This is a genomic window from Ochrobactrum soli, from assembly GCF_003664555.1.
In the GTDB taxonomy this organism is placed as follows: Bacteria; Pseudomonadota; Alphaproteobacteria; order Rhizobiales; family Rhizobiaceae; genus Brucella; species Brucella teleogrylli.
Genome location: NZ_RCHH01000020.1, coordinates 1 through 14,131 on the forward strand (window position 1 = coordinate 1; position 14,131 = coordinate 14,131).

Sequence of the window (14,131 nt, forward strand, 5' to 3'; positions counted from 1 at the left end):
GTTCTGAAATCGACATATGTCCTAGCCCTCTTTCGAGGTTGAACATCAATGATCAAGCGATGATCCGGAAGGTGGGGTCAGGACAGCGCTTACCATTCGTTAGTTGCGGCTCGCCGCTCCTTCGCCAAAACCGGCTGCCTGTTTGTAAATCCTGCGATCTTGATGAGTGACGCCAATAATCCGACCAGAGCCAGAGCACTCGCCGGCACCAGCATAGCCGCGACAGGCGTCCCGGCCGCATTGGCCACCCATGGCATGAGATTTTGGGCTATGAACCCGCCCAGATTACCAATAGTACTGATTGCCGCGATCGCCATGGCTACCCGCTGTCCGGAGAAGAACAATGAGGGCAGAAACCAAAGGCAAGGAAAGAGCAATGATATACAGGGTGTGCCGATAGACATTGCAACCATACGCATCCAGTTCTCAGGCAGCGCCGTGCTGAGATAAAAGCAGACAAGTCCAAGACACGAAATTGCGATCATTGCAGTGAGTACTGTCTTTTCTTTACGCAAATGACGCGGCACCACAACCAGAGCACAAGCTCCGATAACCCATGGTATTGCGCTAAGAAGACCATTTTCCGTTCCTGATACGCCAAAACCACGCACTACGGTTGGTAGCCAGTATATTACGCCATAGAGGGACGCCAGGATGAGCATGTAGATGATGGCGAGCAGAAGCACCCGCCGGTCCCAAATGACCGCAAGCGGGTTGCCGTGTTGTCCATCTGGCGTTTCCTGCCCGAGCCGCTCCCGCAGCCACTTTCGCTCCAAAGTGGAAATGAATTTTGCATCGTCGGGTCCGTTTGGCAGAAAGACAAGCACGAGAGGGGTCAACAGCACCGCCGGAAGCCCTGTGGCCAGAAAGACCCATTGCCATCCGGCGAAGCCAAGAAAGCCATCGAGATCGAGCAAGAACCCACTGACCAGTGAACCGAACAGGTTGCCAAAAGCGCTACCCAAGGTCAAAAAGCCGAGAACGCGAGCCCGGTATTCTTTGGGAAACCATAATGTGAAGTAATAGATTATCCCGGGATAGGCTCCCGCCTCTGCACAGCCAATCAGAAAACGGAAGGCGGCAAAAAGGCTACCCGACGTCACCCAAGCCGTCGCAATCGTCAAAAGTCCCCAGGTCAAAAGAATTCGCGCCAGCCACAGCCGTGCGCCAAAACGGTTGACCGCATAAGCACTTGGAATTTCAAGCGCCAGATAGCCTATGAAGAACAAAGACGAAGCAAGTCCATAGAGTTGTTCTGTCATGTCCAGTGCGGACACCATCTGCAGTTTTGCGAAGCCCACATTGGCGCGGTCAATAATCGCGATTAGATAAATAAAGACGACGAGCGGCACGATCCGCCAGGTAATTCGCTGAAAAAGCTTCTTTTCGTCGGCGGTGTATATCGCTTGTTTCACGCTTACTCCCCCCTTTCCGTTTGCGTCAATGTGCGGGCGGATCACAGTGGGATATGATTGCGCCAGTTGTCTCGACGTTCCTGCATCTGTGCGAAAGTCTTGCGGTTGTCGGCGGCTTTGCCGATGAGTTCTTGCGCGGTTAATCCCTTTCGCTTCAGATAATCCTCAAGCTCCACCACTGCGTTCGTTAACACACCGAATCCGCGGAGCATGACCTGCGACGACATTTCGATGGCGGAGGCGCCCGCTAACATCATCCGCGCTATATCGAGGCCGGACTGAGCGCCATTTGTGCCAATCAAAGGCTTATCGTCGCCAAGCTTTTGACGGGTGAGAGCGAGCCAATGACAGGTCATCGGCAAATGCCAGGTTCCTCCAACCCCAAGTGTTGTGTCGAGGACAGGTTTGTGTGTTTCGAGGTCGGGGATAAGTCCAAGAAGTCGTCCCGCCATCACCACAGCATCACCGCCCGCGTCAAAGGCTGCCTCGGCAAGATCTGGCACACGCTCACTTTGTCCGGTGATTTTTATCCAGAGCGGAATGGATATGGCCGAACGCACAGTATCGACGATGTGTCTAATGCGCGCCGGATCGAGTTCGGTAGATACCGCGCCCTTCGCCGCCTGACTGGCGTAAGGTGTGCCTATGTTGAGTTCCAGCACGCGCACGCCTGCGGCTTCTATCTGCTTTGCCATGGTGACGGAGTGTTCTAGATCGGCGAGAATTATGCTCGCGACAACGACAGCGTCATCCTTGCTAGCTTCATGATCAAGCCGGGCAGTTTGTTCAAGCCAAGCGTGGAAGGGTTGGGGTGTGAGACCGGAACGACAGGCGATAAACGCATTACGCGGAGCTGCTGCGTTCCAGGCGATACGCTCCCAGTTTTCATCAAGGACCGCATATTCGGCCTGTTGTAACTGCAAGCGAGCGGCATGAGATTCATTGGTGGATTTGACGACAACCGCGCTCGCTCCCGCCTTGATTGCGCGTCGAACGCCATCAGCGTCAATCAGGTGTTCAGCCGATCCTGCGATGACCGGGTTCTTCAACAGAACTGAACCTATCCGCGTTTCCAGTCGCGCGTTTGCCATGACTTTCCATTTCTTTTTGCCGCCCTCCACCCTTTCGAGGATGAAAGGTAAACATACCGGGAATACGTTCCTCAGCTCTCATTGTGCGGTAGCGGATAGTCGTCCGCATTGAGGACCCAATCGGCTTTGAGCGAAAAATCCATCCGAGGCGGGCAAAAAATATCCACCAGGTCGTTCTGGTTTTCGCTCGTTGCTCTGGTCGTGTGAATGACCGGAGGCGGAATGACGAGCGCCGAAGGCGAACCGACCTCGATTGCCTTGTCCCGTCGCCAATCGTTCATGTCCGTAGTCCAAGGCCAGCGCAAATGGTGGATGAAGCGCCCAGCCATTGCAAGAGAACATTGTTCGAAATCATCGTGATGATGCGGTGACATCTTTGCAGGATCGCGTGGGCCAATCTGAGCTGGAAGAGCATTGACCATGAATGTCGTGCAGCGAAAAATTCGACCAAAGCGGCCCGGCTCATCGGAAACGTCCAATGAATAGGAGCGCACTTTCCAACCGCCAGCAGGCTCGGGCCAGGACTGGAAGGGCGGAATATGGTCCCGGGGCGTGTCGTAGGCGTGCGTATTTGGCGCCATCGCTACGAGGTCTTTGGATGCGACTGTGAAGAGCCGGACTACGTTTCCGCCTGTTGGAAAGGTGATGCGACTGTCGCCCGGTGGAATAAATGCGATAGAGCTGCCTGCTACCTCCGTTGTCACCCCATTCCACTCAACCGTGGCGATGTGGTTATGGTCTGCGAGATAAAGGACATACTCGTCGGCTTGAGCTTCGCGTGCGACTACCGTTCCCCGTTCAAGCTCGGAATAGGCGAGCACGAAATTGCATCCACGCAAGAACCAAGTGCGCTCGCCGGGAGCCGTGTGATCAGGAGCAGAGGCATAAAATTCTGCCAGTTGCTCTTCGGCAATAAGGCCAGTGGGGTTCGGCTTGGATGCGGCAGCAAAGAGGTCTGCGCGCGGATCCTTGTCCTTAAACATTGGATTTCCTTTCATTCCCTGGCTGTTGCCAGCATTTGCGCTGCTGATTTGCGCAACAGCGCCTGATCTGATCCGCACACGAAGACGGTGACGCCAAGCTTGTGCCAGCGCGGAACATCAGCGGCATTACCGACAAATAGTCCGACAGCAACGCCGGCTTTCTTGCCAGCGTCGATAACCTGTTCGATGGCTGTATCAAGTTCCGTCGACGGAAAACCCACCCCCATGGATTGAGAGAGATCGGCTGGGCCGACGAAGAGCACGTCGACATCCGGTTCTTGTGCGATTTCGTCCAGTCGATCGAGTGCTGCTTGATCTTCGATTTGCACCATCACCACGTTGTGCGCATCACAATGGGTTCGATATTCGGCAATGCCATAGCTGCCGTAGTTGCCTGCGCGCGGCGAAGGAGAAAGGCCCCGTTTGCCCCGGGAAAAGCGGACAGCATCACAGACAGCGGCGGCCTGCGCCGCATCCATGACATGAGGAACCATGACGCCTTCAAGGCCGAGATCCAATAGCGGCGCAATCCAGTCGGGGGAGTTACCCCACCGACGAGAGAGAAGCGGTAGACCTGCTGCACGTCCGGCTAACGCCAGAATATCCATCTGCGCAATGCTGATCGGGGCATGTTCCTGATCGACGACTGCAAAATCGAGGCCCGCAAAGCCGAGAATCTCAACGATATGCGGTGCGGGCGTCTTGATGAAACTGCCGATCAGCAGTTCACCGTTCCGGATACGAAACCGTAAGCTCGGTTGTGTTTTATCTGAAGGCTGTTTCACCTGACACATCCTCAAATTGTTTGTGTTCCGGCGGCGTCGCCGACAATGCTGTCTTCTTTTCCGGCAATTGGCTGGTCATCCTCGAAGCTGAGATCGCGACCATTGGTTTCAGGAAGAAGTGCGACGGCCACAAGGACGAAGATGTAGGCCAGCATGGCGCACAGAGCCATTGCGTCGCGCAGCGGCAGGAAACTGCCGGTCGCCATCATGCCGACAATTGCGGGGCCGAAAGCACCTGCAGCGCGGCCAAAATTATAGCAAAATGCCTGACCGTTACCGCGGATCGTGTTGGGGAAGAGCTCCGTGAAGTAGGGTCCAAGAGCGGCATAGATTCCGAGCAGTGAGAAGCCAAGCATGAAATTAATGACGAGGGAGAGTGCTCCCATCGGCGGAGTATAAAGAAAGATCGGAATGATAATCCAGTTCAGCACTGTGAACAGGAAGAAATTGCGACGTCGTCCGATCAGATCGCAAAGATAGGCGGCCACGATATAGCCGACGAACGAACCGAAGGTCATGACAAAGACGTAGTAACCAACAGTGACCGATGAAATCTGGTAATGCGACTTGAGGAAAGTTGGTAGCCAGATGAGGATTGAAAACCCTCCACCCTGAATGCCGAGCGCCAGCAATGAACACAGGATCGTTGTCTTCAGATAGCGGGGGTGGAAAATCACAAAAGGACTGATTTTCTCTCCACGGTCGGCAAGCGCCTTGCGGGTCTTGAGAAAGACTTCGGGTTCCTCGACGCCACGCAATCCCCAGAACACCCAGAACGCCGGGAGCGCGCCGATCCAGAACATCCAACGCCAGGCATTTTCAGCTGGCATGGTAGCAAACAGGACTGACGACAACAATGCGGCAAAGCCATAGCCGACAGCGTAGGCGCTTTGCACATTGCCAACCGCTTTGCCGCGATAGGCAGGTCGGATCACTTCGCCCATTAGCACCGCGCCAGCTGCCCACTCACCGCCGAAGCCAATGCCTGACAGAATGCGGGCGACAAGCAATTGTTCGTAGGAATTGGCGAAGCCACTGGCAATCGTAAAGACAGTGAACCAGGCAATAGCGATCTTCATGACGGTGACGCGGCCGATACGGTCGCACATGATACCGGCGATCCATCCACCGATTGACGAGGAAATCAGAGCCGATGTTCCAAGCCAGCCGGCTTCACTGTTGGTAATTGCCCATAAGGCTACCAGTGTCGGGATCAAAAAGCTGAAGAGCTGTGTGTCGAGAGCATCCGTTGCCCAGCCGACATAGCAAGCGTGAAAGGTCTTTCGTTCGGGAGCATTGAGCTCGCGATACCATTGAAACATGTTGTCCTCCCAAAGTCGGGTCTCATTGCACCCGGCTGTTCCCATAGGCGATTATTGTCCCTAATCCTCTTTGTCAGGGTAGGCCGGAGCAATCGATTGCTCAGCCGTTCAGTCCGAGAACATCGGAGGCGTTTTGCGCCACCATGTCGTGAATGTCTCCATCGCGGTAGCCAAGCTCAAGGCAGGTCGCGACGCCGCGACGGAAGCCTTCTAGGGGGCTATATGTTCCAACTTGTCCAAGGTCCGAGCAAAGAATGGTGCGAGACGTACCGACGACATCGATATGCGCCCGGAAATCCTGCCTGTCGCGGGTCTGGAATTTCGAACCGTCGAGGAAGAAGGCCAGCGAATGTTCAACATACGCACCCATGTCGGCAATCTCGCGGGCATCCTCCGGTGTGGCGCCAACGATGTCTTCAGGATGGGTAAAGACCAGGCGTTTGACGCCACGCTTCAACGCTTCTGCGAAAACGGTTCTGGTTTCCGAAACATGGATATGGCCGCTTGCAAGCACCATGTCGTTGGCCGCAATAACATCAAGGACATCGAGAAGTTCGGGAAGCATTCTACCGTCGGCATCGAAAAGTGGAACGGCGGTTGCCGGACGCATTTTCTGGGTGGAGGCAGGGTGCGCCCAGCCGGATGTCTTTTCCCAGCGGAGATGATTTTCAGCGGCCAGCGTGGGAAGCCACACGATTTTCCCGCCTAGCGCTGCGGTATGCTCGACCGCATAGGGGTTAAGCCCGCCAACGACATTGTTGAGCACAATGCTCGAATAAATCTTCGTTGTGAGTTCCGGGTGGTGCTTTCGGATCAGCTGTGCCGCTACGACGCCGGAATAATCGTGATCCTTGGTGACAGCTGCAATGAAACCAGCCTCTGACAACTGGCGCGCAAGTTCGAGGTGATCCAGAGCTCTTGGGGCAATTGACGGACCGCTATGGACATGCGGATCAACGCCGCCGCGCAGAATATCATTGATCTGATGATGAAGCTCATCGGCAGAAGTTGTGTCAGCGGTCGTCATTCCATCCTCCTCAATCATTCTGTTCCGTTCAGCGGAACTTTGTTCTGATTTTTATCACCCAATCGTTTATCAGTGTCAAGCGATATGATTGGACGAGGCGCTCGCTTGAGGCGGGAGGAACGGGAAACGCATGGAAGACAGGAACGCGGCGGAGCCACCAACATTCCCTGTCACAGTTGTTTTCACGATGAGAATCGCTCTGTATAAACGCGCAAGGAACATCGATTGAGGATCTGGTATGGTTGATGACGAAGAAAAAGACGGCGGTAACCTTCAATCCGTAGTTCTAACAATGCAGGTATTGGAGCAGGTCGTCCGCACACCTAAAGGCGTCGGTGTCACCAGCCTTGCAAAAGCCTTAGACACCAGCAAAAGCCGCATTCATCGGCATTTGCAAACACTCGTGCGTCAGGGATATGTGTTTCAGCATGAGGATTCGGAGCGATATGAAGTCGGTCACAGACTGGTTTCATTGGTGCAATCCGTGTCTGATAACGCAGGGATGGTGCACGCCGCCTACGACCCACTTCTCGAACTGCGTGATACGCTTGGTCATTCCGCCGTCGCTTCTCAGCTCACCCCCGACGGCATGCTGGTCATCGCGACGGTTCCCGGTCGCTCACCGATAGAAATTGGCGTGCGCGTTGGATCGCTGTTGTCGTTTCATAGCTCTGCGCAAGGTAAGGTCGCCGCAGCATTTTCGTCCGAGGCCTTTCAATCCCGCGTACTCGCGGGGCAGCTCCAGGCCTGCACGCCCTCAACGATCATAGAACCCACCATTTTAGAAAAGGAATTCGTCGAAATCAGGCGTCAGGGTTGGGCAGTTGCACCTCATGAAACTGCTCTCGGATTGAACACGCTTGCAAGCCCCGTGTTCGACGCATCGGGCATAGTGTGTGGGGCAACCGGCATTGTTGACATGGTGCAGTCAATCGGCGCAGCGCCAACGGAAGAGCAAATAATGAGAACTGTTGAGGCGGCTCGCAAAATCTCGGAGCGCCTCGGATATCAAGTGAAGGACTAGCGGTTTGCACAGAAACAAACATGAGTGACACCAAACAGTAGCTCACTTCCTAAGCGCTCTGATTGCCAGTCAAAATGACGGAACCTTGCGGTTTCTGACTGAACTATCAATACATGATGAACGCCAGGCCAGCGACCACGAACAATGCCCCTAACCATGCTCCGGCTGCAGGACGTTGCCCGGTTCGCAACCACAATAGCGGAAGGATGATGACTGGCGTTGTCGCGGAAATCGTTGAGACCACGCCTGTCTCCCCACCTGACAAGGCAAAGAGCAGCAGCGTCATTCCCATGGCAAGCGACAGAAAGCCTGAGAGCACTGTCAGATAGGTCACCCGCCACGTCAGCGGGTAGCGTGGACGAAAGGCTGTGACGGGAAACATCGAGACGAAGCTGAGGCAGCAGGCCGCCGTTCCGACACGCAGCAGCGAGGCCAGAAACGGATCGATACCGGTTGCCATTACCGGCCGTACGATGATTGATCCGACTGCTTGCCCAAGTGCGGCAAGCAAACCGAACAATAAGCCGACAATCAGAGAGCCTTTTACCGTCTCCCAGGGATGAAGCTGGGTTCGACGGTTATTGAAGAATATCGCCAGGCAAACACCCAGAATGGTGAGGGTAATGCCGGCTACAACCGAAGTCGTAAGTTTTTCACCGAGCACGACCCACCCCAGAACCGCAGCAATGGGAGCATTCATTGCAAAAAGAATTCCGGATCGGCGTGGCCCTAGCCGGTTCAAGGTCACGAAGAGGATCGTGTCCCCTAGGAAGATGCCGATAAAGCCAGACAGGATGAGCGGAAAAGCATTGCCGGAATGGATCTGTTGCCACGTTCCGGTTGCGATCACATAGATAATAAGCAGGCAGCTTACGAAGATCTGGCGCACTTGATTGAAGGTCAGTGCGCCCAAATGGCCAGCAGGTCCAGCCGAGATGAGGCCCGTGAGCGCCCAGCAGATAGCAGTCCCCAGTGCCGCCAGCTCATAAATAGGCATGAAGCCCCTCAGCAAATCCGTGGATTACGACTTAGAGCCTGAATCAAAAATCGCCATTTGTAGCCACACAGGGCGACTTTTGGAACTGGCTCTTAGAATCGCGAAACAAAAACCCTTCTCCCAACTCGCCGTTTCTCCCATCTGACCTTCAATATACTGGCAATGCTATGCTATCCGGCGGCATAATTCCGCAGTGCTTCCCCCAGACGTGCGATACCCGGTTCGATGTTCCCCAGCGGCACCGAGGAAAAGCTGACCCGTGCATGATTGATCTCGGGATCCTTTGCATAAAACGGGTCGCCCGGAACATAGCCAACCTCGAATTTCGGGATTGCGCAGTCGATCAGAAATTTTCGTGCATCAAAACCGTCAGCGAACGTCAGCCAGGTGAACAGACCACCGGCAGGATCGGTGAAACGAATGCCCTGAGGCAGTTCGTTACGCAGTGCATCAAGCATGACATCCTTTTTGTGCCTATAGTGTTTCCGGATGGTTCCGATGTGCTTCTCCAGATCATAGGTTTCCAGGAGATTGGAAATCGCGGTCATATTCAAGGTGCTGCACTGGGTATCGGCGCCAAGCTTGAGCAGCGTGAGTTTATGAATGATCTCTTCGGAAGCGACAGTCCAGCCGAGCCGCAGTCCAGGGGACAATATCTTCGAGAAGCTGCCCAGATAAATGACGCGCCCCTCCTCATCCAGACTTTTCAACGGGACCGGCGGTGGCGCATCGAAATGCACCTCGCGATAAGGGGTATCTTCCAGAATGATCAGTCCGTATTTGTTCGCGAGCCGGATCAGGGCCTTTCGCCGTTCCAGGCTCGTGGTGACGCCCGTCGGGTTGTGATAATCCGGGATTGTATAAAGCAGCTTTGCACGAGGCTGGCGCATCAAATGGGCTTCCAAAGCGTCCGTGTCGAGGCCGTCATCATCCACCGGAACGGTTTCGTATTGCGGTTCGCAGGCCGCGAACGCACCAAGCGCGCCAAGAAATGTCGGGGCTTCAGTAATGATGACATCGCCCTTGTCGATCAGCAGACGTGCCACAAGGTCAAGCCCCTGCTGTGCGCCCTGCAGGATAAGGACGTTGTCCATTGTGCAATGGATGTGTTCCTGTTTCATGCGGTCCGCGATCTGCTGGCGCAGCTTGGGCAAACCGACAGAAAAAGAGTATTGCAGCGCCTCACGGCCAGAATTTACTATCGCCGCGTCGAAGGCGGTCTTGATCGCGTCGAACGGAAAAACGTCCCCATCGGGATATCCCCCACCGAAGAAAATCATCTCGGGATTTGTATTCAAGCTGCGGATAGCCGACGGCTTGATGAAGTCCATACGGGATGCATACTGAATATTCATTTGGCTTGTCTCTGGTCTGGAGAAAGGCGCAGACGGGGTCAGGATCCCGCTGGCAAGGCGAGAAGAACCGGCAGGTGTCGAGCATCGGGAGCCATGTCGAGGTTCATGACGAAATCACAAAGCGCGCGGCAACGTTCCCCTGGCAAAACACGCCCGGCAAGCCCCTCGAACTTGGCTATGACCGCAGCCTCGCTCATCGGATTGGCCATACCTCCCAGTGGAAACTCGACCGTTTCGCTGAACATGCGACCATCGTGCAGCGTCGCCGCGATTGCGGGTTCCGCATTGGCAGCGATTGCGGTATTAATTCCGACATTGGTGAGTGCAAGCCACTGCTCTATCTCTGGAGCAGACCATGCCTCCCGTTCGAGCTCGTCAAGCCCGACCTTGCCATATTGGAGCCGCGCCGCAACGGCATAAGCCAGGCTCATTTGCGCGTCAGCGCGGCTGGCGATGATCTTGCCGCCGCACATGCCTGCCTGAAACTCGCTCATCGCCACATCAATACGAGCGATATCCTGCGGTGCAAGACCGCGTTCGGTCAAAATCTTATCGATAGCGTCGATAGCCGAATGGGTGCCACGGCATGTTGCATAGGGCTTTATGGAGCAACGGTTAACACGCCAGAACTGTCCAAACTCCGCATTGAGCAGATCCGGCCTGGTTTCGCCACGACAAAAGGTCGTAAAGAAATTACCCCAACCTGTGGCATCCAGTACCGAAAGCGGACCATCGAACCCGGAGGCTGCTAGCTTTGCGGCGACGAAGCCGCCTTCAGCGGCACGACCAGCATGTAGTTTCTTGGTCTGGCTACCATCGTGGATGAACGCCCACGTACCACCCGCATATGAACTGGCGATGCCCAGCGCCGAGGCGTGCCGGTCGGCATCCAGGCCGAAAAGTGTACTCGCGGCAGCCGCTGCAGCGAACGCCCCGCAAGTGCCGGTGGAGTGCCAGCCCAGCTCGTTATGGGTTTCGTAGCCGCCGCTGGCTTCCAACATTCGCCGCCCGACTTCGTATCCGGCGAGAACTGCGGTCAGAAAATCCTGCCCTGTGACTGTACCGCGAACCTCGCCCAATGCTGCGATTACCGTAGGCACCACGACAGCGCCCGAATGGTCGCAACCACCGCTGTCATCGAGTTCAAACGCGTGTGCCGAGACACCGTTGACGAAGCTCGCGGTGCGGCTGTCGAGCATCGTCGTCGTGCCCCAGACCGGCGCTGGACCGGTTCCACCGCCATGAACGGGACCAAAGGCTTGCAGCACCGTCTGGGCCTCAAGAGAGGTAATGCCTGCGATCGCCGCCCCAAGCGTATCGAGGATATGGATTTTTGTCTTATGAATCGTCGCTGCCGGAAAGTCGGCAAAGCGCATAGCCGCGACATTCCGCGCCAGCGTCATGGACGGGTGGTCAGTCACGGCCCTGTTCCTTACGATAATGTTCGAAGATGTTTAGAGGATGCTGGGTTTCGAGCGGTCCTGCCTGCTCTGCTGTCCAGGCGGCAATCTCGCCGCCGGTGGCGAGCCATACATCGTCATGTTGAAGTATGTGTTGCAGAAGCTGTTCGAGGATGAAAATACGTCCCGGTGTTCCGATCATTTCGGGCCGTACTTGCAGCACATAACAGCGTCCATATTGGCGGTAAGCGTCGAATTCCGCCTTCCAGTTGTGCAGCACGCCCTCATAGGAGCCGATGCGACCCAGCCCTTTGGGAAAAGCGGGGGCGAAATTGAACTGGAAATAAGGCCGATCCTCAAGTTCAACATGAACCGGAATTTCAACCAGAGACGAAGGATGGACATAAGGCGCGTCGTCACCGTTGAGCGAAGCTGACCAGTCGAAACCTGCCTCTTTCAGCACCTGGTCGAAATGGCGCGGCCACAAACCTCGCGGCAGGCGGAAGCCGTTCGGACGCCGTCCTGTCACCTCAGCGAGCGTGTCAGCAGAACGCAAAAGAACATTCTCTCGCGCCTCATACCCGAGCGTCGAAAAATCCTCGAATGCCACACCGCGCGCTGCAATTTCATGACCGGCTCCGGCCACAGTCGCTACGGCGTCGCGATGCTTCATCGCAACCTCTCCCGGAACAAACCATGTGGTCTTCACACCGAGATTGTCGAAAAGCACGCACAGGCGGTCAACACCGCGCGCCGCGCCATATTCCCAGACAGAAAAACTCTTGGCCCGTTCTGCCAGATCCGGCGCGCGGGCAATGGCATCAAGCCCGTCATCGAACAGTACGGTAACCGCTACGGCACAACGCTTGCCATGCGGCCACGGGAAGGTCGGGATCATCGTGTTTCTCCTTCACCGCATGGCGCATTCTGGTCTTTCCACCATTGAGCGATCTCTCGGCCACGCGCGACCCAGACATCGTCGTGAGCGCGAATTGCCTCGAACAGCCCCTTCAGAATGCTGAGCCTGCCCAGTTTTGCCGAGACTTTTGGATGCAGGATTGTCGTCCAGCACAGGCCATCACGGTGAAAGCCCTCGAACTCGGCACGCCAGTTAGCTTCCACAGTGCGGAAATCCGCTATGCGGTCGTGACCGGTTGGAAAATCAGGCTCTTCGAAATAGGCAAGCGCTGTGTAATCGTCGATATCCCAGCGACCCGGAATCTCCACCAATCCCGGTTCTCCGTCGGGACCAGGATGGAAATAAGGCCGATCGTCGCCTCGCATCGAGCTGGAATAAAGGACGCCGAATTCCTTGAGGATCGTTGCGGTATGCGGGCTCCAATCGCCGGAGGGCGTGCGAAATCCAACCGGCTTGATGCCGAGACGGCTTTCAAAAACCTGAGCGGAACGCTGCATGATAGCGAGCTGTTCCGCAGGCGTCCGGTCGATAAACACTTCATGGTAATGGCCATGATAAGCCATCTCGTGACCGGCTTTCAGGATAGCCTCGCAGCGCTCGGGCCACTGTTCCACTACCCATGTGGGAGTGAAGAAAGTAGCAACCAGATCATATTCGGCCAACAGATCCAGCAGGCGCGGCAACGCACGCCACGGCCCGTAAGAGCCTTCGGTAAAATAGCGCAGATTGTCGAGCAGGCTGCCATCGAGCATAGCGCCACCGGTCGGACCATCCAGATCGAAGGCAAGTGCCACCGCCGAACGCTTGCCGGTCGGCCACTTCGGCGAACCGGGACAACGTCCCCTAACACCTAAAACTTCCACCTTCACCTCCACCATTTTAGCAAGTTTTCACCGGGTCGGTGCCGCGTTGAAGCGGAACCGACCTGTCATTTTATTACTGCTGATATTGTGCAGGCCGGTTGCAATCCCGACTGCTATTTCACCGGCTCTTCATTGATCTTGACCGTCTTGACACCGGCAGACTGCAGTTCCCATTTCTTGAGAACAGCGTCGTAGGAACCATCGGCAATCATGTCCTTGAGCGCCTTGGCAATGAGATCGCGCAGTTGCTCGTCCTTCTTGCTGATGGCAATCCCCTGATGCACGGTCGTGAATGGCTCGCCGACGATGGTGTAAGTGTCCGGCTCCAGATTCAGAAGATATGGGAGCGTTTCGCTTCCCTGCACGGCTGCGTCGAGACGTTTCTGGCGTAGCTGGGTACGGGCATCGGCCGACCCTTCCGTGCCAACGATCTTCAGAGCTGGCTTGCCGTTCTTTTCACAAGTTTCCTTGCTCCAGGCTTCCATTTCCTTCGGGAATGAAGTGCGTCGGCTGGCTCCAACTGTCTTGCCGCAGAAATCTGCCGGTGTTTTGTATTGTTCTGCCCGGTCGGCCGTGGTGTAGAACTGGGCACCCGAAGCGAGGTAATCAACGAAATCCAGTGTTTCCCGGCGTCCCGGCATATCTGTCATGCCGGAGATGATCATGTCGGCGCGTCCGGTATTGAGCGCGCTGACCAACTGCTCGAAGCTGATCTCTTCCCATTTGACGGCGACGCCAAGTTTTGCACCGATGGCGTTGCCCAGATCGATATCAAGACCCGTCAGGGTACCCGTTTTCGGATCCTTGAATTCGAGTGGCGGATAGTTCGGGACATTGGCGATAACGATTTCTTTCTTTGCCGCAATTCGCTCCGGCAGATCCTGTCCCGTCGCGGCGTGGCTTGCTGCCATCAAGGCGAGAACGGAAAGTGCAAGCTTGCTCTTGATCAT

At 55.6% G+C, this 14,131-nt stretch carries 13 protein-coding genes; 1 reads left to right on the forward strand and 12 read right to left on the reverse strand.

What is annotated here, in order from left to right:
• Positions 1 to 89: 89 nt before the first annotated feature.
• From D8666_RS21135 to D8666_RS21160, 6 genes are all read right to left on the reverse strand, one after another.
• Positions 90 to 1,415: an MFS transporter gene (locus D8666_RS21135; protein ID WP_121539343.1), complete on the reverse strand. Its 1,326-nt coding sequence runs from the start codon at positions 1,413 to 1,415 to the stop codon at positions 90 to 92.
• Positions 1,416 to 1,456: 41 nt separating this feature from the next.
• Entirely contained in the window at positions 1,457 to 2,464 is a 1,008-nt protein-coding gene (locus D8666_RS21140) for a tRNA-dihydrouridine synthase (RefSeq protein ID WP_209446007.1), read from the reverse strand.
• A 113-nt stretch (positions 2,465 to 2,577) separates the two neighbouring features.
• Positions 2,578 to 3,489: a cupin domain-containing protein gene (locus tag D8666_RS21145; RefSeq protein WP_121539305.1), complete on the reverse strand. Its 912-nt coding sequence runs from the start codon at positions 3,487 to 3,489 to the stop codon at positions 2,578 to 2,580.
• Between the two features lie 11 nt (positions 3,490 to 3,500).
• Entirely contained in the window at positions 3,501 to 4,274 is a 774-nt protein-coding gene (locus D8666_RS21150; RefSeq protein ID WP_209446008.1) for an HpcH/HpaI aldolase family protein, read from the reverse strand.
• Positions 4,275 to 4,285: 11 nt separating this feature from the next.
• Complete coding sequence (locus D8666_RS21155) at positions 4,286 to 5,596, reverse strand: MFS transporter (RefSeq protein WP_121539307.1); 1,311 nt, start codon at positions 5,594 to 5,596, stop codon at positions 4,286 to 4,288.
• Positions 5,597 to 5,696: 100 nt separating this feature from the next.
• Positions 5,697 to 6,623: a DUF6282 family protein gene (locus D8666_RS21160; protein WP_121539308.1), complete on the reverse strand. Its 927-nt coding sequence runs from the start codon at positions 6,621 to 6,623 to the stop codon at positions 5,697 to 5,699.
• A gap of 238 nt (positions 6,624 to 6,861) precedes the next feature.
• Here D8666_RS21160 and D8666_RS21165 point away from each other — a divergent pair, with 238 nt between their 5' ends.
• Positions 6,862 to 7,647: an IclR family transcriptional regulator gene (locus D8666_RS21165; protein WP_121539309.1), complete on the forward strand. Its 786-nt coding sequence runs from the start codon at positions 6,862 to 6,864 to the stop codon at positions 7,645 to 7,647.
• 106 nt (positions 7,648 to 7,753) lie between these two features.
• Here the strand turns inward: D8666_RS21165 and D8666_RS21170 are convergent, their stop codons facing one another.
• From D8666_RS21170 to D8666_RS21195, 6 genes are all read right to left on the reverse strand, one after another.
• Positions 7,754 to 8,644, reverse strand: a complete 891-nt coding sequence (locus D8666_RS21170) for a DMT family transporter (protein WP_121539310.1) — start codon at positions 8,642 to 8,644, stop codon at positions 7,754 to 7,756.
• A 170-nt stretch (positions 8,645 to 8,814) separates the two neighbouring features.
• Positions 8,815 to 9,975 (reverse strand): aminotransferase-like domain-containing protein, encoded by a 1,161-nt coding sequence (locus D8666_RS21175; RefSeq protein WP_209446009.1) that lies wholly within the window; start codon positions 9,973 to 9,975, stop codon positions 8,815 to 8,817.
• A 62-nt stretch (positions 9,976 to 10,037) separates the two neighbouring features.
• On the reverse strand, positions 10,038 to 11,420 hold the full coding sequence (locus D8666_RS21180; RefSeq protein WP_235859035.1) for an MmgE/PrpD family protein: 1,383 nt from the start codon (positions 11,418 to 11,420) through the stop codon (positions 10,038 to 10,040).
• A complete protein-coding gene (locus tag D8666_RS21185; protein ID WP_121539313.1) occupies positions 11,413 to 12,297 on the reverse strand; it encodes a polysaccharide deacetylase family protein in 885 nt (294 codons plus the stop codon). Before D8666_RS21185 ends, D8666_RS21180 begins: the two co-directional genes overlap by 8 nt.
• Positions 12,294 to 13,181 (reverse strand): polysaccharide deacetylase family protein, encoded by an 888-nt coding sequence (locus D8666_RS21190; protein ID WP_235859036.1) that lies wholly within the window; start codon positions 13,179 to 13,181, stop codon positions 12,294 to 12,296. The genes D8666_RS21185 and D8666_RS21190 overlap by 4 nt, the downstream gene beginning before the upstream one ends.
• A gap of 113 nt (positions 13,182 to 13,294) precedes the next feature.
• The gene (locus D8666_RS21195) at positions 13,295 to 14,131 is read right to left on the reverse strand and encodes an ABC transporter substrate-binding protein (RefSeq protein WP_121539315.1); all 837 of its coding nucleotides are present in this window, start codon (positions 14,129 to 14,131) and stop codon (positions 13,295 to 13,297) included.